Raw genomic sequence first — 20,468 nt, forward strand, 5'->3', positions numbered from 1 at the left:
GTCCTGTTCACCCTCGGTTCACGAGTGCGCTGCCGGCGGCGGAAACCCGCCCGTCGCGATAGGGCCCCAGCGCTGCGGAGTCGCCCTGATCAGGCACTTGCCCTGCTTCACCATCGCCGCGCGGTACTCGTCCCAGTCCGGATGCTCACCGGAGATGACCCGGAAGTACTCCACCAGCGGTTCGAGCGCATCGGGCAGGTCGATCACCTCGGCGGAGCCGTCGACCTGGACATACGGGCCGTTGAACTCGTCGGACAGCACCACGATGCTGGCGCGCGGCCGTCGACGGATGTTGGCCGCTTTGGCGCGCTGCGGATAGGTCGCGATCACGATCCTGCCCTCGGCGTCGACGCCGCCGGTGACCGGTGAGCTCTGCAACGACTCCCCGGCACGAAAAGTGGTCAGCACCATGCGGTGCCGCGGGCGGACGAACTCGAGCAGTTCGGGCAGCGTGACCTCGTCGGCGGTGGCATAGGTGCGGGTCATCGCCTCAGCGTATCCAGGCCCGTCTGGTTACACTCCGCCCATCAGGAACGCCTTTACACTTTCGCCCGCTACTGACAAGGGACCGGCATGGCAGACAGCAGAAGCCTGGCACTCGCCGAGTGGCGTCGGTTCGGCAAGGTGCCGCTGGCCGCCGGGCTGGGCTACTCCATGGGCGTCATCCACGTCTACTGCCTGGGCGCATTCATGGAGCCGCTGCAGGACGAGTTCGGATGGTCGCGGGCACAGGCCTCCGTCGGGCTGACGATCGTCGGTATGGCCGCCGCGATCGCGGCCCTGCCGATCGGGCTGCTGGTCGACCGCCTCGGGCCGCGGCGCGTCGGGCTGTGCGGCGTGGTGCTCATGGCGACGACGTTCGCGTTGATGGGTACGGCGACCGGCTCGATGGCCAACTGGATCCTGCTGTGGGCGCTTCTGTCGTTCGCGTCGTTCTGGGTGCAGACCACCGTGTGGACATCGGCGGTGGCCAGCCGGTTCGAGACTTCGCGGGGACTCGCGTTCGCCGTCACGTTGTCCGGCGGCTCACTGGCCGCTGCGGTGTTCCCGCCGTTGGCGACGGCGCTGATCGGGGTCTGGGGATGGCGCGGCGCGTTCATCGGCCTCGGCGTTCTGTGGGGCGGTCTGGTGCTCGCCGCCGTCGCCCTGTTCTTCCGGGGCGCCCAGGATGAAGCCCGAGCCGACGCGCGCGCCGAACCCGCCGCGGTGCCCGCCGCCGACACGCCGACGGCAGTCGCGACGCCACCGGTCGAGCTTCCCGGCGTCACGATGCGCGAAGGGCTGCGTTCGCTGACCTTCTACCAATTGCTCCTGGCCGCCGGTCTTTTCGCGTTCACCACCCTCGGGGTGGTGGTGCACCTGGTGCCGATCCTGCGCGACGCCGGCGCCGAACCCCTGGCCGCGGCCGGTACCGCGGCGCTGGTCGGGCTGTTCTCGATCGTCGGCCGGCTGGGCGTCGGGCTGCTGCTGGACCGCTTCCCGGCCCGCGTCGTCGGCGCCTGTGCCTACCTGGTGCCAATCGCCGGCAGCGCACTGCTGCTGTTCGACGGCGCCAACCCGGTCAGTCAGACCGCGGCCGCGGCGCTGTTCGGGCTCACTCTGGGTGCGGAGGTCGACGTCATCGCGTACCTGGCGTCCCGCTACTTCGGGCTGCGCAACTTCGGCGGACTGTTCGGCGGGCTGGTCGCGGCGCTGTCGCTGGGCACCGCCTTCGGGCCGCTGGCCTCCGGAGCGACCTCGGACCATTTCGGCGGGTACGCCCCCTTCCTGGTGCTCACGATGGTGTTGATGGGCGTCAGCAGTCTCGCGCTCGCGTTGCTCAAACCCGCCCCTGTCTGGGAAATCCGCACGGTGGGTACAGGCTCACCGTAGGTTGACCGACGAGGGGCGCACATGACCTTCAACATCACCCCCACCGCAGCGCAACACGACCTGGCCCGGCGCACCCACGAGTTCGCCGAAGAGGTCGTGCGGCCCGTCGCCGCCGAGTACGACCAGCGCCAGGAGTTCCCCTGGCCGGTGCTGGAGGAAGCGGCCACCCGGGGTTTCTACAGCCCGCTGTTCTACCGCGACCTCATCGGCGACCCGACCGGTCTGTCGCTGCCGATGTTCATGGAGGAACTGTTCTGGGGTTGCGCAGGCATCGGGCTCGCCGTGGTGATGCCCGCGTTGGCGCTGTCGGCGATCGGGCAGGCCGCCTCACCCGAACAGATGCTGAAGTGGGCTCCCGAATGCTTCGGCACGCCCGGTGACCTGAAGCTGGCAGCCCTGGCCATCTCCGAACCCGAGGGCGGCAGCGACGTACGCAACCTGCGCACCACCGCCCGCCGCGACGGCGACGACTGGATCCTCGACGGCCACAAGATGTGGATCGGCAACGGCGGCATCGCCAACGTCCACGTCGTCAACGCCGTGGTGGACCAGGACCTCGGACACAAGGGTCAGGCGCTGTTCATCGTGCCCGGCGGCACACCCGGCCTGGAGCTGGTGCGCAAGCTCGACAAGCTGGGGTGCCGCGCCTCGCACACCGCGGAGTTGCGGTTCGACAGCGTGCGGGTGCCCGGCGAGAACCTGCTCGGCGGCGAGGAGAAGCTCGAGTACAAGCTGGCCAAGGCCCGCGAAGCCTCTGAAGGCTTGGCGGGTGCCCGCCCTTCCCGCTCGGCAGCACTGGGCACGTTCGAACAGACCCGCCCCATGGTCGCCGCGCAGGCGCTCGGCATCGCCCGCGCCGCGCTGGAGTACATGACCGAGTACGCCAACCGGCGCGAAGCCTTCGGCGCGCCGATCATCGACAACCAGGGCATCGCATTTCCCATCGCCGACCTGGCCACCCAGATCGATGCCGCCCGGCTGTTGACCTGGCGGGCGTCGTGGATGGCCGCCTCCGGGGTGCCGTTCGAACGTGGCGAGGGGTCGATGTCGAAGCTGGCCGCCAGCGAAGTCGCCGTCAAGACCACCGAGCGGGCCATCCAGACCATGGGCGGCTGGGGCTACATCAAGGACCACCCCGTGGAGAAGTGGTACCGGGACGCCAAGCTCTACACCATCTTCGAAGGGACCAGCGAGATCCAGCGAATGGTGATCGCCCGCGCGCTGGGCGCCGCCGACGGCGCTCCCCCGCTGCACGTCGACCTGGAACCGACCGGTGGACCGCTCAACCGCTACTTCGGCCGCGGCACTCCGCTACGCACCCAGGCCGCGGCACGGGCGCTGTCGGCGAAGGACCGGGTGCCCCAGCCCGTCATGCAGATGGCCATGAAAGTGCTCCGGCCGCCGCGAAAGTGACGCGAATCGGGAGCCGAGACATGCAGTACCCCTGGTTTCACCTACTGTGGTTCTGGCAACATTACCGATCAGTCACATACGTGTCCGAGCGCGCAGCGATGGGATGACAATGACGTTTTCGTGGGCACCTTCATGGGGGCAAGCGCAGTACGACGTTTCGGTCCTGGCTCAGGGCGAGGAGGGCGGCGGCACCGCCTTGCACGAGGTCATCGGGTTGTCGGTTGCCGCCGTGGTGGTCTCGGCGATCCTCGTGTGGATCGGCCACCTGCACCGCAGCCACAAGATCAGCTGGCTGACCAGCCTGGCTGATTGGTCCGGCCGGCGATTCAAGCGACCGCCGTGGGTTGCGCTGCCGGTCCTCATGTTCACCACGTCGATCATCTGCGCGCTGTTCGGCTTCATCTGGGACGTCAGCCTGCACATCGGCAACGGCCGCGACGACGGTGCGCTGGCCAACCCCGCGCACTACTTCATCCTGATCGGGCTGTTCGGCATCTTCGTCGCCGGCTGCACCGCGATGGTGTTGCCGCTCGACGGCGAACGACCCGGACCGGCCGCGGTGCGCATCACCGACAACTGGTACGCCCCCGTCGGCGGCATCGTGATGGCCGGCTGCGGCCTGTACGCGCTGACCGGCTTCCCGCTCGACGACGTCTGGCACCGCATCTTCGGCCAGGACGTCACGCTGTGGGGACCGACGCACCTGATGATGATCGGCGGCGCCGGCTTCTCCACCCTGGCTGCGGCGTTCCTCGAATACGAAGGGAAACGCGCCGTCGGACCCGACGCCCCGCGTGACGGCCTCGGCCTGAAGTTCGTGATGTACCTGGCGTTCGCGGGCGTGCTGATCGGTGCGTCGGTCTACCAGATCGAGTTCGACTTCGGCGTCCCGCAGTTCCGCCAGGTGTTCCAGCCGATGCTGATCGCCGCCGCCGCGGCGCTGGCCCTGGTGATGGCCCGCATCTTCCTGGGCCGCGGCGCCGCGATCATCGCGGCGGTGATCGCGATCGGTCTGCGCGGCATCGTGGCGTTCCTGGTCGCTCCGGTGCTCGACGCACCGGTGAACTGGTTCCCGCTGTACCTGGGCGCGGCCGTCGTCGTCGAACTCGTCGCACTGACGCCGCTGTACAAGCGGCCCATCCTCTTCGGTGTGGTCAGCGGCCTGGGCATCGCGACCGTCGGGCTGTGGCTCGAGTCGCTGTGGATCAACGCCGTCTACCCCCTGCCCTGGCCGTCGAGCATCTGGCCGGAGGCGCTGGCGATGTCAGTGCCGGTGGCCGTCCTGGTCGGCGCCTGCGGCGCAATGGCCGGCATGGTGCTCACCGGGCAGCGGCTGCCGCGCCGGGCCATCGGCGTCGGATTGGTGGCGCTGACCGTGCTGGCCATCGGCGGCGCCGCGGCCAACGGCCTGCAGTACAACACGCCGCAGGAGGCGACCGCGACGATCACCCTGACCGAGGCGCCCGATGTCGACGGCAACCGCTTCGTCACCGCCGACGTGCGCTTCAACCCGCCGGACGTCGTCAGCGACGACCCGAACTGGGTGGCGGTGCTGGGCTGGCAGGGCGGCCTGGAGAACCAGCGCGGCCAGTTCGTCGACACCCTCGAGAAGGTCGGCGACGGCCACTACGTCTCCACCGAACCGATGCCGGTGTCGGGCACGTGGAAGACGCTGCTGCGCGTGCACGACGGGTCGACGCTGACCGCGGTGCCGATCTTCCTGGCCGGAGACCCCGGGATCGGCGCCGAGGAGGTGCCCGCCGAGCCGCAGTTCACTCGGCCGTTCGTCTCCGAGATCACCATCCTGCAGCGCGAGCGCAGCCCCGACATCCCGCAGTCGCTGTGGCTGATCGGCTGCCTGGTGGTGCTGGCGTGCACGCTGGCCATGGTCGCCGGCATCACCTGGGGTGGCGGCCGGATCAACAACAGCGAGCCGCGGCAGGAAGCCGAGCACCTGCAACCCTCCGGGCAGACATGACCCCATCCGCCGACGCCGTCATCCTGGCCGACCACCCGATCTGGATAGCCGTGCCCGCATTCGCCCCGGCGTTCGTGGTGACCGGCGTGGTGATCTACATCGCGGTGCGCAACCGGAAGAAGCGTGAAGAGTCCAACGAGAACAACCCACATTGAATAGGTGATCGGAATCCGAATCGACACAGCGCTGGCCGTCGCCGCCGCTGCGGTGATGCTCGTCGCCTGCGGCAGCTCCGAGTCTTCGCAGGACCCCTCGGCTCCGGCGTCGGCGCCGGCGGCAACCGCGCCGACCGAGGACCAACCCACCCAGCAGCAACCCGACCAGGTGGTTCTCGACGTCACCATCGCCGACGGCGACGTCACACCCACCAACGAGCAGCTTGAGGCCGCGGTCGGTCAGCCGATCGCGATCCGCGTCGACAGCGACACCGCCGACGAACTGCACGTGCACTCGACACCCGAGCACACGTTCCCCGTCGCGGCGGCGCCCGGGCAGACGTTCGAGTTCACCATCGAGATGCCCGGCCGCGTCGACGTCGAGCTGCACAACACCCACACCACGATCGCCACCATCCTGGTGCGGTGAGCGCGCAGCTGCTGGCCCACGGGTTGGGCGGCTCCACCGACCTGCCCATCCCGTTCACCTACGCGCTGATCGGCGCCGCCTGGGCCCTGACGTTCACGTTCGCCGTCGTCGCGCTGGCGTGGCGCACCCCGCGATTCGACCCGGCCAAACCCGGCCGCGCGCTGCCCGGAGGGGTGACCACCGTCGTCGACGCACCGGTGACACGCTGGGCGATCGCACTGCTGACGCTCGCGTTCACCGGATGGGTCGCGATGGCCGCGTTCTTCGGGCCGCAGAACGCCGACAACGCCCTGCCCGGCGTCTTCTATGTGCTGCTGTGGGTCGGCCTGGTCGCACTGTCGTGGGCGATCGGTCCGGTGTGGCGGGTGCTCTCACCGGTGCGGGCCCTGCACAAGCTCGTCGGCGGCCGCAACCTCGGCCGGAGCTATCCCCGAACCCTGGGCTACTGGCCCGCGGCGGCCGGGCTGCTCGCGTTCGTGTGGCTGGAGCTGGCCAGCCCGGATCCCGGCTCGTTGGGCGCGATCCGCACCTGGCTGCTGATCTACCTGGTGGTGACGCTGGCCGGGGCGGTCTGGTTCGGACCACGGTGGAATGCCAACGCCGACCCGTTCGAGGTGTACAGCGTCGTGGCGTCGCGGCTGTCGGTGTTCCGGCGCCGCGACGACGGGCGCATCGCGGTCGGTAACCCGTTCGACCATCTGCAGACGCTGCCCGTGCGGCCCGGCGTCGTCGCGGTGCTCGCGGTCCTGCTGGGCTCCACCGCGTTCGACAGTTTCTCGGCGACCCCGCAATTCCGGCGGCTGGTCGGCGACCTGACCGACTCCGCGCTGGGTGCCACACTGCTGAAGTCGGCGACCCTACTGCTGTTCGTCGGCGTCGTCGCCGGCACGTTCTGGGCGGCCGCGCGCTGCACCGGCGGAGTCGACGCCGCGCGGCGCCGCGAGCTGCCCGGTCTGCTGGCACACTCGCTCATCCCGATCGTGATCGGCTACGTCTTCGCGCACTACCTGACCTACCTCGTGGAACGCGGCCAGCAGACGGCCATTCAACTGGCCGATCCGCTGGGACGCGGGTGGAACGTACTCGGACTGGCCGACGCCCAGGTCAGCTATTTGCTGTCGATGCATCCCGCGCTGCTGGCCACGCTGAAGGTGGGCTTCGTGGTGGCGGGTCACATCGCCGGCGTGGTGGCGGCCCACGACCGGTCGCTGGCGCTGCTGCCCAAAGACCATCAGATCACCGGCCAGCTCGCGATGATGCTGGTGATGGTGTTCTACACGTTCATGGGGCTGTATCTGCTGTTCGGTGGGTGAACCGCCGAGGCTGCCCCATAATGTCATCTTGTGTCAGCTGAGGAGTCTCTGGAACAGGCGCTTGCCGGCGGAGCGCCGCAGCGGGTGGGTTGGTTCCGCTTCTACTTCGCCGACGAACGCTGGGAATGGTCGGAGCAGGTGCAGCTCCTGCACGGCTACGAACCCGGGACCGTGACGCCGACGACGGAACTGGTGCTGTCGCACAAGCACCCCGAGGACCGTCAGCAGGTGGCGGCGACGCTCGACGACATGCGCCGAACGCATCGCACGTTCTCGACGCGCCACCGGATCATCGACACCCGCGGTGACATCCACGACGTGGTGGTGATCGGCGACCGTCTCAGCGACGACGACGGCCGCCTGGTCGGCACGCACGGCTTCTACGTCGACGTCACCCCCAGCGAATCGGTGACCAAAGCGATGATGTCCGCCGCTCTCGCCGAGATCACCGAGAACCGGGCCGTCATCGAACAGGTCAAGGGCATGCTGATGCTCATCTACCGGGTGGACGCCGACGCCGCGTTCGAGCTGCTGCGCTGGCGCTCGCAAGAGACCAACGTCAAGCTACGGGTCCTGGCCGAACGGCTGCTCCAGGACTACGGCGAACTCGTCTACGAGGAGACGCTGCCCCCGCGCGCGGCGTTCGACCACCTGCTGCTGACCGCTCACCTGCGGGTCGCCCGTGGCGGCGATACCGTGAAGCAATGAGCGATTCACCGAGCCGAAGCGCCCTGATCATCGTCGACGTGCAGAACGACTTCTGCGAGGGCGGTTCGCTGGCGGTCGAAGGTGGCGCCGCGGTGGCCCGCGCCGTCAGCGAGCTGCTCACCGGCCCGTCGGCGCAGCACTACCGACATGTGGTGGCCACCAAGGACTTTCACATCGACCCGGGCAGCCATTTCTCCGAGAACCCCGACTTCGTGGACTCCTGGCCGCCGCACTGTGTGGCGGGCTCGCCCGGCGCCGACTTCCACCCCGACCTCGACGTCGCACCCGTCGAAGCGGTGTTCGCCAAAGGCCACTACAGCGCGGCCTACAGCGGATTCGAGGGCACCGACGAGTCCGGTACCGGGCTGGCGGACTGGTTGCGCGCCCACGACATCGACTCGGTCGACGTCGTCGGCATCGCCACCGACTACTGCGTGCGCGCCACCGCCGCCGACGCCGTGGCCGCCGGATTCGGCACCCGCGTGCTGCTGGACCTCACCGCCGGCGTCGCGCCGGCCTCGACGGCCGCGGCGGTAGAGGAATTGCGCTCCGTCGGCGTCGACGTGGTGACCTGACCCACCTCACGGTTGCCTCCCGCCCCGAACGGGCATCCCCTATCGTCGCGGCCCCCCAGCGTCTCCATGAGACGAAGAGTTCAGGAGAATCGTTTGAGCATCGTCACCACCCCGGGTACCGCCCCCGACCTCGAACTGTGGCCCGGCAAGGCCTACCCCTTGGGGGCGACCTATGACGGCTACGGCACCAACTTCGCGTTGTTCTCCGAGGCCGCCGAGAAGGTGGAGCTGTGCCTGTTCGACGCTGACGGGACGGAAACGCGGATCACGCTGCCCGAGGTCGACGGCTTCGTCTGGCACTGCTTCATCCCCAACATCGAGCCGGGTCAGCGCTACGGCTACCGCGTGTACGGCGACTACGACCCCGCCAACGGGATGCGCTGCAACCCGAACAAACTCCTGCTGGACCCCTACGCCAAGGCCATCGACGGCCACTTCGACTGGGACCAGTCGCTGTTCAGCTACACCTTCGGCGATCCCGACAGCCGCAACGACGACGACTCCGCGGCGAACATGCCCAAGTGCGTGGTGATCAACCCGTACTTCGACTGGGGCACCGACCGCCCGCCGGGGCACGAGTACGCCGACTCGGTGATCTACGAAGCACACGTCAAAGGTCTCACCCAGACCCACCCGGACATCCCCGACCAGATCCGCGGCACCTACGCCGCGGTGGCGCACCCGGCGATCATCGAGCACCTGCAGGCGCTGGGCATCACGGCCGTCGAGCTGATGCCCGTGCACCACTTCGCCAACGACTCGACGCTGGTGGAGAAGGGCCTGTCCAACTACTGGGGCTACAACACCATCGGGTTCTTCGCGCCGGACTCCAAGTACAGCTCGAACCCCAACCCGGGCGGGCAGGTCCAGGAGTTCAAGGCCATGGTGCGTGCGCTGCACGAGGCCAACATCGAGGTGATCCTCGACGTCGTCTACAACCACACCGCCGAGGGCAACCACATGGGTCCGACCTTGTCGATGCGCGGCATCGACAACGGCGCCTACTACCACCTCGTCGACGACGACAAGCGCTACTACATGGACTACACGGGAACCGGCAACAGCCTCAACGTGCGCCATCCGCACACGCTGCAGCTGATCATGGACTCGCTGCGCTACTGGGTCACCGAGATGCACGTCGACGGGTTCCGGTTCGACCTGGCCTCCACACTGGCCCGCGAGTTCTACGACGTGGACCGGCTCGCGACGTTCTTCGAGCTGGTGCAGCAGGACCCGGTGGTCAGTCAGGTCAAGCTGATCGCCGAGCCGTGGGACGTCGGCCCGGGCGGCTACCAGGTCGGCAACTTCCCCCCGCAGTGGACAGAATGGAACGGCAAGTACCGCGACACCGTCCGCGACTTCTGGCGCGGTGAGCCGTCCACCCTCGACGAGTTCGCCTACCGGTTGACCGGATCGGCCGACCTCTACGAGCACACCGCGCGCCGCCCGGTGGCGTCGATCAACTTCGTCACCGCCCACGACGGCTTCACGCTGCGCGACCTGGTGTCCTACAACGAGAAGCACAACGAGGCCAACGGCGAGGACAACAACGACGGCGAGAGCCACAACCGGTCGTGGAACTGTGGCGTCGAAGGCCCCACCGACGACCCCGAGATCAACGCGCTGCGCTCCCGCCAGCAGCGCAACTTCCTGGCCACCCTGCTGCTGAGCCAAGGTGTGCCGATGCTGTGTCACGGCGACGAGCTCGGACGCACCCAGGGCGGCAACAACAACGGTTATTGCCAGGACAACGAGATCACCTGGATGCACTGGGACGACGCCGACACCGAGCTGCTGGAGTTCGCCCGGTCGGTGTCGCAGCTGCGCGCAGCACACCCCGTGTTCCGCCGGCGCCGGTTCTTCTCCGGTAAGCCGCTGGGTCGCCGCGGCAGCGCCGGCCTGCCCGACATCGCGTGGTTCACCCCCGAGGGCACCGAGATGACGGGCGACGACTGGGACACCGCGTTCGCGAAATCGGTCGGGGTGTTCCTCAACGGTCACGGCATCCCGGACATGGACGCCCGCGGACAACGGGTGATCGACGACTCGTTTTTGCTGTTCTTCAACGCCCACTACGAGCCGATCGATTTCGCGTTGCCCGAGGCCGAGTTCGGCAAAGCATGGACGCCGGTGTTGTGCACCGCGTCGGAGCCGGAGCCCGACGCCGTCCACACCGCGGGTACTTCGGTGACGGTGGCGGCCAGGGCCACCCTGGTGATGCGCGCGGTGACCGACTGAAATACGTTGCGAGCCATCGACCTTGATGGCTCAGTTCAGTACGTTTCGAGTCCGCGTGTGTTAGCTTGAACACGCTGTTGCAACCGTGGTCGTCGTGTCGGCGTCGGGTGTCTTCGGATGCCCTGACGCCACGGCCTCGGCGGGCCGGCAGTAGGAGCCGAAGAGCGGCGGCAGCCTACCCGGCGACCACGGTTGCCAGCTTCCCGCAGTCGCGGTGAACCCTCAGCCGAGGATGCGCTGGATGGAGCGCAGCGGAATGGGCAGCCACGACGGGCGGAACCGCGCCTCGTAAGCCGCCTCGTACACCGCCTTGTCCAGTTCGTAGGCCGCCAGCACGTCGGCTGCATCGCGCGGATCGGTGCCCGCGACCGCGGCGTAGCCGTCGCAGAACGCCGCGCTGTTGCGGGCCACCCACTCCCGAGCGCGCGCCGCCAGCTGGCGGTCGCGGTCCTCGTCGCCGGCCAGGTCGACCATCCGTTGATACGCCGCGTACTCGAAGGAGCGCAGCACCCCGGCCACGTCCCGCAGCGGCGAGTCGGGACGGCGGCGCTCTTCGAGCGGCTGGCCGGGCTCGCCTTCGAAGTCGATCAGCAGCCAACTCTCCGGAGTGCGCAGCACCTGCCCGAGGTGCAGGTCCCCGTGCACCCGCTGCACGGTGATCGCCTGTCCGGCCAGTTTGCCGAAGCGCTCCTCGATCACGGCGGCGTAGTCCTGCAGCGCCGGTGCGGCCGTCACCGCCGAGCGCAGCCGCTCGAGGACGCTGTCGACGGGGAAGGGTTCGGTGCTCGTGCCCAGGTGCTCGGCGAGCGTCGCGTGCACCGACGCGACGGCCTCGCCCAGACGGTGGGATTCCCCGGCGAAGTCCCCGCCCACCTCGTCGGCGTACAGGTCGCCCTCGGCGAACAGGTCGCGCGTGCTCGCGGTCGCCATGTCCCAGCCTTCGGCACTGTTGGCGGCGAACTCGGCCACCATGCCCAGTGCGCACGGCTCGGCTCCCTCACCGTCCCAGACGGTTTCGAACGAGCCGAGCAGCTTGGCCACATGCGGGTTACCGGCCCGCGCCAGCACCCGGTTCAGCTCGATGTCGGGGTTGATGCCGGGCGTGACGCGGCGGAAAGCCTTGAGAACCGCGCGGTCATCGAAGATGACGCTGGTGTTGCTCTGCTCGGCGCCCGAGACCCGCGGAGCGGCATCCAGCGGCAGATCCACGTCGGGTTCCCTGACGAAGCTCAGGTCGGCGATGACCGCCGACGCATCGATCATCGACAGCAGGTGCCGCGCCGCCTCCGGGTCGTACAGCGCGTCGTAGGCGGTGCGTTCCCCGTCGCGACGCTGTGCGGTGCCGATCGTGGCGACGTCGTTGTACTCGTCGATAGGCGCACTGCCCCAACGGATCAGCACCTGATAACGCTCGCTGGACCCGTCGGTGTAGGTGACGTCGAGCAGCACGTGTTCGAGGTCGAGCCCCGGGCCGTCGGACAGCGGGGTGACCACCGCAGGCTGCGCCGAAGCGAGCTCACGGGTGCGGCCGGCGTACCAACGCTGCCGCTGCAACCATTGTCCGTAGGGCAGCGTCATGTCATCTCTCCTGCCTCGGGGTTACCGGGTTTGAGCAGAAACCAGTAGAAGCCGTGACCCGGCAACGTCAGCAGATAGGGCAGCTGACCGATGCGGGGGAACTCGACGTGGCCGGTCATCTCGACGGGGGTGTAGCCGTTCCAGTGCTGCAGGTTCAGTTCGATCGGCTGTGGGAACCGGGACAGGTTGTTGACGCACAGCACCGTGTCGTCGTGCTCGCCGGCTCTGCCTTGCGGGTCGGCGTGCAGTTCGCGCACGAAGGTCAGCACCGACGGGTTGGAGCCGCCGAGTTCACGGAAGGTGCCCACCGCGAACGCCTCGTGCCGGCGCCGCACCGTGAGCATGGTGCGTGTCCAGTTCAACAGCGACGTCGAAGTGTCCCGTTGCGCTTCGACATTGACCGACTGGTAGCCGTAGATCGCATCCTGGTTGGGCGGCAGGTACAACCGTCCCGGCGTCGCGGTGGAGAACCCGGCATTGCGGTCCGGCGTCCACTGCATCGGGGTGCGCACGGCGTCGCGGTCACCGAGCCAGATGATGTCGCCCATGCCGATCTCGTCGCCGTAGTACAGCACCGGCGAACCCGGCAGGCTAAGCAGCAGCGCGGTGAACAACTCCATCTGGTTGCGGTCGTTGTCCAGCAACGGCGCCAGCCGGCGACGGATGCCGACGTTGGCCTTCATCCGCGGATCTTTGGCGTACTCGGCGTACATGTAGTCGCGCTCTTCGTCGGTGACCATCTCCAGCGTCAGCTCGTCGTGGTTGCGCAGGAAGATGCCCCACTGCGCCATCTCCGGGATCGGCGGCGTGTGGGCCAGGATCTCCGAGATGGGGATGCGCGATTCGCGCCGCACCGCCATGAAAATCCTTGGCATCAGCGGGAAGTGGAATGCCATGTGACATTCGTCGCCGCCGGTGTCGGGGTCGCCGAAGTACTCGACGACGTCGGCGGGCCACTGGTTGGCCTCGGCGAGCAGCACCCGGCCGGGGAACTCGTCGTCGATCACCTTCCGGCAGTGCTTGAGGAAGGCGTGGGTTTCGGGCAGGTTCTCGCAGTTGGTGCCCTCGCGTTCGAACAGATAGGGCACGGCGTCGAGCCGGAAGCCGTCGATGCCGAGGTCCAGCCAGAACCGCAGGACGTCGATCATCGCCTCCTGCACGGCGGGATTGTCGTAGTTCAGGTCCGGTTGGTGGGAGAAGAACCGGTGCCAATAGAACTGTCGCCGAACCGGATCGAAGGTCCAGTTGGACTCTTCGGTGTCGACGAAGATGATCCGCGCGTCGGGGTACTTCTCGGCGGTGTCGCTCCACACGTAGAAGTCCCCGTACGGACCGTCGGGGTCGCGGCGCGACTCCTGGAACCAGGCGTGCGAGTCGGAGGTGTGGTTCATCACCAGATCGGTGATCACGCGGATTCCCCGGCGGTGCGCGGCGTCGAGCAGCTCGACGAAGTCCTCCACGGTGCCGAACTCGGGCAGGACCTTGTAGAAGTCGCGGATGTCGTAGCCGCCGTCGCGCAACGGTGAGTCGTAGAACGGCGGCAACCAAAGACAGTCCACGCCAAGCCAGTTGAGGTAGTCCAGCCGTTCGGTGAGCCCGCGCAGGTCACCGATGCCGTCGGCGTTCGAGTCGTAGAACGCGCGCACCAGAACCTCGTAGAACACGGCGCGCTTGAACCACTGCTTGTCTTCGGGCAGCGTGCGGGCATGGCCGAAGTCGTCGGCGGTCGGATGCTCGACGACCCCGTCTTCGACATGGCTGCCTTGGGCAGGGACCGGCGAGCGGTGGCGGGTGCTGTCCTCCATAGATGGTGTCAACCTACCCAGGACGACGCGACCTGAACCACGCGTGACGTCTAGGGCAGGAACCGCTCGGCGCCGGCGGTGCGCACGTACCGCAGGCTGTTGGCCTGTCGGTACCCGATGACGCTGCCGCCCAGAGTCACCAGCAGCAGCCCGGCCAGGCCGGGCAGCGCGACGGCGGCGATCTGGGCCAGCGTCGGGCTGGTCAGCAGTCGCGGGTAGCCCGCCGGACGCGGCATCTGCCCGGACGCCGGGGCCGGGGACATCACGACGGCCGTACCGGGGGTGGGCGCCACCGAGCCACGGATCACCGGGGTGCGTGCGCCGGCGACGCCGGGCGCGGTGGTGGCCTGTTCGGCGGGCTGGCCCGGGCGCACGGCCCGCGCCCGCGGCGCAGCCCCGGCGACGGTCATGGCCCGCGGCACCGACACCACCAGAGGCGCCCGGAACACCGTGGCGCCGCCGCCGCCGCTGCTGCCGTCTCCGCCGGCTACGGCGCCGCCCGGAGTGCCGGTGCCCGCGTCGAGCACCGGGCCTTCCTGCTGGATCCGCATCTCCGGGCCCGGCGGCGGTGGTGCCGGCACCACCCGCAGCGCCGCCAGGAACTCACCGAGCGTCGGCAGCGGAATGTCGACGGTCGTGTAGAAGGACGAAATGGACGGCCAGGAACCGGGCGGCACCTCTCCGGGGGCAGGAAGCCGGAAGAACGGCACCGTCAGCGAGTTCTCGTATTGAGGTTTCGCCGGCTCCGGCGGCGGAGGCAGCGGATCCGGCGGCGGCGCGTTGCGGGTGCCGGATCCTCCGCCGCCGGCCGGTTCGTCGTCCTCGTCATCGACGGGGATCTCAGGTTCGGGCTCGGTGGACTTCGGCGGGTCACCGGCGTCACCGATGGTGTCATCGGGGGTGTCGGGGTCATTGTCGCCGGGGTCCGGGGAGTCGGTGCTCTGAGTGGAGTTGTCGGAGTCCGAGGGCTGTGCGAGCACCGGGGCTGCGCCGGCGACGGCGGTCAGAACGCCAAGCGAGAGCACGCCGGCAGCGGCTGCCACGCGCAACGCGAGCTCCGCCATGTCGCCCCCAGAAACTCGAATCTCCCCGACGGCCGGTCAAGTTCTCCGACATTCTCGCACACCGACACAAACGCCCAGCGTGAACGCGGTTCGCTATCGTGGCTACGTGACTTCCGCCGGCCGTGATCATGGAGACCCCGGCGACGCACCGACGGTGCCGCCCCCGCTGACCCGCGCGGTCAACACCGTCCGCCCGTCGGCGGCCGAAGAGGCCCGCACCATCGCCGCGTCCACCAACACCGCCACCCTGGCGAGCCTGACCGCCGACGGCGACCCGTGGGCCTCGTTCGTCACGTACGGCCTGCTGGACGGTTCGCCGGTGCTGTGCGTGTCCAATCTCGCCGAACACGGCCGCAACCTCGCCGGGGACCCGCGCGCCAGTCTGGCGGTCGTCGCCCCGGCCGCCGAGGGCGATCCGCTGGCCAATGCGCGGATCACGCTGGCCGGGTTCGTGGAGCGGCCCGAGGCAGCCGAACACGCCGCCGCGCGCGAGGCGCACCTCGCCGCCGTCGCCGCGGCCAAGTACTACATCGACTACAGCGACTTCTCGTTGTGGGTGCTGCGGGTGCAACGGGTGCGCTGGGTCGGTGGCTACGGGCGGATGGACTCGACCAGCGGTGCGGAGTACTCCGCCGCCGAGCCCGACCCGGTCACCCCGCACGCGGCCGGCGCGATCGGCCACCTCAACGCCGATCACGCCGACTCGCTGCTTGCGATGGCCCGCACGCTCGGCGGCTATCCGGACGCGACCGCCGCCACGTGCACCGGCGCCGACCGCTACGGGTTGGACCTGCGCCTGACCACCGACCGCGGCGTGGCCTACACCCGGATCGGTTATCCGCACCCCATCGGGTCGATCGGCGAATTGCGTTCTGCTGCGGTGGAGTTGACGCGGCTGGCGCGCGAGCCCTGATTCACGTCCCTGGCGTGGCAAGCGCTGCTCTACGATCTGTCGACATGACGGAGCAGAGCGCGACCCCGCAGCGACCACCGACGTGGCAGGCCGCGTTCGACCTGATCCGCACCCGCGGGTACGAACGTCGTGAAGAGCCGTTCCGGCTGGCCAGCGGTCAGCTCAGCCACGACTACATCGACGGCAAGTTCGCCGTGGACACCGGGGAACGGCTCACCGTCGTCAGTCGTGCGGTGGCCGATCTGGCCGCGGCCAACGGCGTGGAGTTCGACGCGGTCGGCGGTCTGACGATGGGCGCGGATCCGCTGGCGCACGGCGTGGCCATGGTCACCGGCAAGGCGTGGTTCTCGGTGCGCAAGGAGCAGAAGACCCGCGGCCGCGAGCAGTGGATCGAAGGCACCCGGCTGCAGGCCGGTGACCGCGTGCTGCTGGTCGACGACGTGATCAGCACCGGCGGATCGACCGAGATCGCCCTGGAACGGGTTCGCGCGCTCGGCGCCGTGGTCACCGGGGTGATCCCGATGGTCGACCGCGGCGATGTCGCCGCGCGACGGTTCGCGGGGCACGGCGTGCCGTTCCACGCGCTGGTGACCTACCGCGATCTGGGCATCGAGCCGGTTCAGGACGTCTGACCGGCGGCGACGAGCACCCCGCCGGGTTCGACTCCGAGGGTGACGCGGTCGCCGGGCGCGAACGCGCGCGCGACCGAGCTGGTCATCTGCGCGTTGACCGCGCCCCCGGTGGCCGGTGTGACGGTCATGCGGGTGATCGCGCCGAGGAACGACACCGCGGTCACCGTCGCGGTCCCGGCCGGATCGGCGGTGACCGTGACGGACTCGGGACGCACCATCGCCACCCCGGTCCCGGAGGTGATGGAGCCGGGCAGCGCGGGCACGGTGACGCCCAGCAGCGTGGCGCGCCCGTTCCGGACTTCGGCGCGCACCTTGTTGTTGAGGCCGACGAAGTCGGCGACGAACGGCGTGGCGGGATTCGCGTACAGGTCGGCCGGCGCGGCGAGCTGTTCGAGACGACCGGAGTTCATCACCCCCACCCGGTCGGCGACCGCGAGCGCCTCCTCCTGGTCGTGGGTGACGAACAACGTCGTGGTGCCGACTTCGAGTTGCACGCGGCGGATCTCGTCGCGCAGCTGCGTGCGCACCTTGGCGTCGAGCGCGGACAGCGGCTCGTCGAGCAGCAGCACGCGCGGCTGGACCGCCAGCGCCCGCGCGAGCGCCACCCGCTGCTGCTGACCGCCCGACAGCTCGGCGGCGTACTTGTCGGCGTGCGCGGTCAGGCCGACCAGATCGAGCATGTCCCGGGCCCGAGACATCCGGTCCCGCTTCGACTTTCGACGCATCTTCAAACCGAACGCGATGTTCTCCAGCACGGTCAGGTGCGGGAAGAGGCTGTAGGCCTGGAACACCATGCCCATGTCGCGTTTGTTGGCCGGCACCGCGCTGACGTCGACGCCGCCGACGGTGACGGTGCCCGAGGTGGCCTCGTCGAGGCCGGCCAGGATGCGCAGCGCGGTGGTCTTGCCGCAGCCCGACGGGCCGAGCAAGGCGACGAGTTCGCCGGGTTCGATGTGCAGGGTCAAACCGTCGAGCGCGCGGGTGCTGCCGTAGACCCGGGTCAGCTGGTCGAACCGGACGTCCACGCTCATACCGCGACCCCTCCCCCGCGCCTGCTGCGGGTCAGCAGCGACAGCGCCAGCAGCAGCGCGAACCCGAACACCAGCGTCGCCAGCGAGGCGGCCACCGACGTCGGACCGTCGCTCTTGCCGATCAGCACGATCTGCACCGGCAGGGTGTCGTAGCCGCTCAGCGACGCGATGGTGTATTCGCCGAGCACGACGGCGATGGAGATGAACGCCGCCGACAGGATGCCCGACCAGATGTTGGGCACGATGACCCGCAGGATGGTGGTGGACCATCCGGCCCCCAGCGAGCGGGCGGCCTCGGCGAGGGTGCGCAGATCGATCGCCGAGAGCGCCGCGTCGAGCGCACGGTAGGCGAACGGCAGCACCACCACCACGTACACGAAGGTCAACGTGAGAGCCGACTCCCCGAGCAGGTAGGTCACCCACAGGTAGACGTTGCGCAGGCCGACGACGATCACCAACGCCGGAATGGTCAGCGGCAGCAGGCACAGGAACTCCACCGCGCGTCTGGCCCACGGGGTGCGCAGCCGCACCCAGATCATCGTCGGCACCAGCACCGCCAGCATGGCCGCGACCGTCAACACCGCCAGCAGCAGGGACACCACGATCGACGCGAACAGCGCGTCGTCGGCGACGAGGTTGCGCCATGCCTGCCATGTGCGTCCGCCCCCGAGCAGGTCACGTGTGGAGAAGTCGGCCATGGCGTAGAGCGGGAACAGGAAGAACATCGCGAAACCGGCCCAGAGTGCGCCGCGCAGAACAGCTCTCATGACAGCCACCGGGAACTGCGGCGCACCAGCAGGCTGTAGGCGGCCATCACCACCGCGACCACCACGACCATCTCCAACGCCAGCGCGTAGGCGAAGCCCTCCTGACCCAGCACGACTTCGCTGACCAGCGACGCGCGGATCAGCAGCGGCAGGATCGGACTGCCCTGGCTGACCAGTGCTGCCGCGGTGGCGTAGGCGGCGAACGCATTGGCGAACAACAACAGTGCTGAGCCCAGGAACGCCGGAGTGAGCAACGGGATGGCCACCTCCCGCCAGTACGCCCACGTCGACGCACCGAGGCTGACCGCGGCCTCGCGCCACTGCGCGCGCAGGCCCTCCAGCGCGGGTAGGAACACGATGACCATCAGCGGGATCTGGAAGTAGGTGTACACCAGGATCAGGCCGCTCAACCCGTAGAGCCAACCCGACGCGGCCAGGTTGAACCCGAACATCTGCTGCACCCACAGGGTGAGCACCCCGTTCAGACCGATGGTCGCGAGAAACGCGAATGCCAATGCCACCCCGCCGAATTGAGCGAGCACGCTGCACAGCGACAGCACCGTACGACGTACCGCCGAGTTCGGCGGGCTGCTGACGATCAGCCAGGCCAACAACGCACCGAAGAAAGCCCCGAGCACCGCGGTCGCACCGGAGAGCAGCACGCTGTCGCGCAGTGCGGACAGCGCCGTGCCGGTGAACAGAGCTTCGATGCGCTGCAGCGAGAACGTCCCGTCGGCGTAGACGGCGTTGACGATGACGGTGGCGGTCGGGATCAGCAGGAAGACAGTCACGACCGCCAGGAACGGCACCAGCGGCAGCGCGTCTCGGACCCGGCGGCCGACGCTCATGTCAGCCGACCGCCGCCGCCCAGTGCTCGGCAAGGTATTTCGACGCGGCTGCGGTCTGCTCGGGTGTCGGCACGGTCACCGGGCCGTCGACGACGGGCAGCGAAGCGGCCACCGCCTCGGCGAGAGTGCCGTCGGTGAGCATCATGTCGGCGCGTACCGGACGCACCCCGCCCTGGGCATAGAGGTTCTGGCCTTCGTCGCTGTAGAGGAACTCCTGCCACAGCCGCGCGGCGGCCGGGTGCGGCGCGTCTTTGTTGATGGCCTGGTAGTAATAGCCGGCCACGGCGTTGTCCGGAGGCACCAGCACCGTCCACGACGGCAGCTTCTTGGTTTCGGCGGCATTGGTGTAGTTCCAGTCGATGACCACCGGGGTCTGGCCGGACCCGATGGTCGCCGGGGTCGGGTCGACGGGCAGGAAGTTGCCGGCCTGTTTGAGCTTGGCGAAGAACTCCACCCCGGGGGCGATGTCGTCGACCGAGCCGCCCTGGGACAGCGCGACCATCAGCACCCCGGAGAACGCGGCGCCGGCCTGCGTCGGGTCGCCGTTGAGTGCGACCTTGCCGCGGTATTCGGGCTTGAGCAGGTCGTCGACCGACGTCACGGGCGGCACCTTGGCCGAGTCGAACCCGATCGACATGTAACCGCCGTAATCGTTGACCCAGGTGCCGTCCGGGTCCTTGAACGCCGCGGGGATGTCGTCGAAGTTCTCGACCTTGTACGGCGCGAACATCTCGGTGTTGGCCAGCGCGACCGACTGACCCAGGTCGAACACGTCCGGCGCGGTGCTGCGCCCCTTCTGCTGGTTGGCCGCGTTGATCTCGTCCTGGCTCGACGCGTCGGGCTGCGCGGAGTTGACCTTGATGCCGTACTTGTCGGAGAAGGCTTTGATGATCGCGCCGTAGTTGGCCCAATCCGGCGGCAGCGCAATCACGTTCAGCTCGCCTTCGGCTTTGGCCGCCTCGATCAGCCCGTCCATGCCGCCGAAGTCGGCCGCCGACGTCGCCTCTGCTGCGCGCACCCCGCTGTCGGTCTCGGCGCCGGAGTCCCGTTCGGGCGGGGGCGCGCACGAGACGGCAAGCAGCGCTGCTGCGATCCCGGCCAGCGCCTTGGTCATCAGCGAAGGAGCAGAGGTGTGCATTGCCGAACCT

The 20,468-nt window shown here is 68.9% G+C and carries 19 protein-coding genes; 11 read left to right on the top strand and 8 right to left on the bottom strand.

The window, feature by feature from the left end; translation table 11 throughout:
* Positions 1–18: 18 nt before the first annotated feature.
* Positions 19–486 (bottom strand): PPOX class F420-dependent oxidoreductase, encoded by a 468-nt coding sequence (locus ACQI46_RS24830; protein WP_427096710.1) that lies wholly within the window; start codon positions 484–486, stop codon positions 19–21.
* Between the two features lie 87 nt (positions 487–573).
* Here ACQI46_RS24830 and ACQI46_RS24835 point away from each other — a divergent pair, with 87 nt between their 5' ends.
* The 9 genes from ACQI46_RS24835 (at position 574) to glgX (ending at position 10,682) form a co-directional block, all read left to right on the top strand.
* Positions 574–1,872, top strand: coding sequence for an MFS transporter (locus tag ACQI46_RS24835; RefSeq protein WP_427096711.1), 1,299 nt, complete (start codon positions 574–576; stop codon positions 1,870–1,872).
* Positions 1,873–1,893: 21 nt separating this feature from the next.
* On the top strand, positions 1,894–3,285 hold the full coding sequence (locus ACQI46_RS24840) for an acyl-CoA dehydrogenase family protein (protein WP_427096712.1): 1,392 nt from the start codon (positions 1,894–1,896) through the stop codon (positions 3,283–3,285).
* A 109-nt stretch (positions 3,286–3,394) separates the two neighbouring features.
* Positions 3,395–5,263, top strand: a complete 1,869-nt coding sequence (locus tag ACQI46_RS24845) for a hypothetical protein (protein WP_427096713.1) — start codon at positions 3,395–3,397, stop codon at positions 5,261–5,263.
* Positions 5,260–5,418 (top strand): hypothetical protein, encoded by a 159-nt coding sequence (locus ACQI46_RS24850; protein ID WP_427096714.1) that lies wholly within the window; start codon positions 5,260–5,262, stop codon positions 5,416–5,418. Before ACQI46_RS24845 ends, ACQI46_RS24850 begins: the two co-directional genes overlap by 4 nt.
* Before the next feature lie 55 nt (positions 5,419–5,473).
* On the top strand, positions 5,474–5,848 hold the full coding sequence (locus tag ACQI46_RS24855) for a hypothetical protein (RefSeq protein ID WP_427096756.1): 375 nt from the start codon (positions 5,474–5,476) through the stop codon (positions 5,846–5,848).
* Positions 5,845–7,161, top strand: a complete 1,317-nt coding sequence (locus tag ACQI46_RS24860; protein WP_427096715.1) for a hypothetical protein — start codon at positions 5,845–5,847, stop codon at positions 7,159–7,161. Before ACQI46_RS24855 ends, ACQI46_RS24860 begins: the two co-directional genes overlap by 4 nt.
* 30 nt (positions 7,162–7,191) lie before the next feature.
* Entirely contained in the window at positions 7,192–7,869 is a 678-nt protein-coding gene (locus ACQI46_RS24865; protein ID WP_427096716.1) for a PAS and ANTAR domain-containing protein, read from the top strand.
* Positions 7,866–8,444, top strand: coding sequence for an isochorismatase family protein (locus ACQI46_RS24870; RefSeq protein WP_427096717.1), 579 nt, complete (start codon positions 7,866–7,868; stop codon positions 8,442–8,444). The genes ACQI46_RS24865 and ACQI46_RS24870 overlap by 4 nt, the downstream gene beginning before the upstream one ends.
* 66 nt (positions 8,445–8,510) lie before the next feature.
* A complete protein-coding gene (glgX, locus tag ACQI46_RS24875; RefSeq protein ID WP_427096718.1) occupies positions 8,511–10,682 on the top strand; it encodes a glycogen debranching protein GlgX in 2,172 nt (723 codons plus the stop codon).
* A gap of 222 nt (positions 10,683–10,904) precedes the next feature.
* Here glgX and ACQI46_RS24880 read toward each other — a convergent pair whose 3' ends face one another.
* Genes ACQI46_RS24880 through ACQI46_RS24890 form a run of 3 tightly spaced genes read right to left on the bottom strand, consistent with a single transcriptional unit; the run spans position 10,905 to position 15,129 of the window.
* A complete protein-coding gene (locus ACQI46_RS24880) occupies positions 10,905–12,260 on the bottom strand; it encodes a maltokinase N-terminal cap-like domain-containing protein (RefSeq protein ID WP_427096719.1) in 1,356 nt (451 codons plus the stop codon).
* Complete coding sequence (gene treS / locus ACQI46_RS24885) at positions 12,257–14,065, bottom strand: maltose alpha-D-glucosyltransferase (RefSeq protein ID WP_427096720.1); 1,809 nt, start codon at positions 14,063–14,065, stop codon at positions 12,257–12,259. Before treS ends, ACQI46_RS24880 begins: the two co-directional genes overlap by 4 nt.
* A gap of 50 nt (positions 14,066–14,115) precedes the next feature.
* On the bottom strand, positions 14,116–15,129 hold the full coding sequence (locus ACQI46_RS24890) for a hypothetical protein (RefSeq protein WP_427096721.1): 1,014 nt from the start codon (positions 15,127–15,129) through the stop codon (positions 14,116–14,118).
* A 106-nt stretch (positions 15,130–15,235) separates the two neighbouring features.
* On the opposite strand from ACQI46_RS24890, the gene ACQI46_RS24895 reads away from it, so the two are divergent.
* A complete protein-coding gene (locus ACQI46_RS24895; protein WP_427096722.1) occupies positions 15,236–16,042 on the top strand; it encodes a HugZ family protein in 807 nt (268 codons plus the stop codon).
* A gap of 44 nt (positions 16,043–16,086) precedes the next feature.
* Positions 16,087–16,674, top strand: a complete 588-nt coding sequence (pyrE, locus tag ACQI46_RS24900; RefSeq protein WP_427096723.1) for an orotate phosphoribosyltransferase — start codon at positions 16,087–16,089, stop codon at positions 16,672–16,674.
* On the opposite strand, the gene ACQI46_RS24905 is transcribed toward pyrE, so the two are convergent.
* The 4 genes from ACQI46_RS24905 to ACQI46_RS24920 are packed head-to-tail and all read right to left on the bottom strand — an operon-like array spanning position 16,662 to position 20,458.
* Positions 16,662–17,705, bottom strand: coding sequence for an ABC transporter ATP-binding protein (locus tag ACQI46_RS24905; RefSeq protein ID WP_427096724.1), 1,044 nt, complete (start codon positions 17,703–17,705; stop codon positions 16,662–16,664). The genes pyrE and ACQI46_RS24905 overlap by 13 nt on opposite strands.
* Positions 17,702–18,472, bottom strand: a complete 771-nt coding sequence (locus ACQI46_RS24910; protein WP_427096725.1) for an ABC transporter permease — start codon at positions 18,470–18,472, stop codon at positions 17,702–17,704. The genes ACQI46_RS24905 and ACQI46_RS24910 overlap by 4 nt, the downstream gene beginning before the upstream one ends.
* Positions 18,469–19,320 (bottom strand): ABC transporter permease, encoded by an 852-nt coding sequence (locus tag ACQI46_RS24915; RefSeq protein WP_427096726.1) that lies wholly within the window; start codon positions 19,318–19,320, stop codon positions 18,469–18,471. Before ACQI46_RS24915 ends, ACQI46_RS24910 begins: the two co-directional genes overlap by 4 nt.
* 1 nt (position 19,321) lies before the next feature.
* Positions 19,322–20,458: an ABC transporter substrate-binding protein gene (locus ACQI46_RS24920; protein WP_427096727.1), complete on the bottom strand. Its 1,137-nt coding sequence runs from the start codon at positions 20,456–20,458 to the stop codon at positions 19,322–19,324.
* Positions 20,459–20,468 lie beyond the last annotated feature (10 nt).

The organism is Mycobacterium sp. SMC-4 (assembly GCF_050205565.1).
Lineage (GTDB): Bacteria > Actinomycetota > Actinomycetes > Mycobacteriales > Mycobacteriaceae > Mycobacterium.

Coding starts and splice junctions, on each gene's coding strand:
- ACQI46_RS24905 (WP_427096724.1), bottom strand. CDS start 17,705: ATGAGCGTGGACGTCCGGTTCGACCAGCTGACCCGGGTCTACGGCAGC.
- treS (WP_427096720.1), bottom strand. CDS start 14,065: ATGGAGGACAGCACCCGCCACCGCTCGCCGGTCCCTGCCCAAGGCAGC.
- pyrE (WP_427096723.1), top strand. CDS start 16,087: ATGACGGAGCAGAGCGCGACCCCGCAGCGACCACCGACGTGGCAGGCC.
- glgX (WP_427096718.1), top strand. CDS start 8,511: ATGAGACGAAGAGTTCAGGAGAATCGTTTGAGCATCGTCACCACCCCG.
- ACQI46_RS24830 (WP_427096710.1), bottom strand. CDS start 486: ATGACCCGCACCTATGCCACCGCCGACGAGGTCACGCTGCCCGAACTG.
- ACQI46_RS24845 (WP_427096713.1), top strand. CDS start 3,395: ATGACGTTTTCGTGGGCACCTTCATGGGGGCAAGCGCAGTACGACGTT.
- ACQI46_RS24835 (WP_427096711.1), top strand. CDS start 574: ATGGCAGACAGCAGAAGCCTGGCACTCGCCGAGTGGCGTCGGTTCGGC.
- ACQI46_RS24880 (WP_427096719.1), bottom strand. CDS start 12,260: ATGACGCTGCCCTACGGACAATGGTTGCAGCGGCAGCGTTGGTACGCC.
- ACQI46_RS24840 (WP_427096712.1), top strand. CDS start 1,894: ATGACCTTCAACATCACCCCCACCGCAGCGCAACACGACCTGGCCCGG.
- ACQI46_RS24910 (WP_427096725.1), bottom strand. CDS start 18,472: ATGAGAGCTGTTCTGCGCGGCGCACTCTGGGCCGGTTTCGCGATGTTC.
- ACQI46_RS24850 (WP_427096714.1), top strand. CDS start 5,260: ATGACCCCATCCGCCGACGCCGTCATCCTGGCCGACCACCCGATCTGG.
- ACQI46_RS24915 (WP_427096726.1), bottom strand. CDS start 19,320: ATGAGCGTCGGCCGCCGGGTCCGAGACGCGCTGCCGCTGGTGCCGTTC.
- ACQI46_RS24870 (WP_427096717.1), top strand. CDS start 7,866: ATGAGCGATTCACCGAGCCGAAGCGCCCTGATCATCGTCGACGTGCAG.
- ACQI46_RS24890 (WP_427096721.1), bottom strand. CDS start 15,129: ATGGCGGAGCTCGCGTTGCGCGTGGCAGCCGCTGCCGGCGTGCTCTCG.
- ACQI46_RS24920 (WP_427096727.1), bottom strand. CDS start 20,458: ATGCACACCTCTGCTCCTTCGCTGATGACCAAGGCGCTGGCCGGGATC.
- ACQI46_RS24855 (WP_427096756.1), top strand. CDS start 5,474: ATGCTCGTCGCCTGCGGCAGCTCCGAGTCTTCGCAGGACCCCTCGGCT.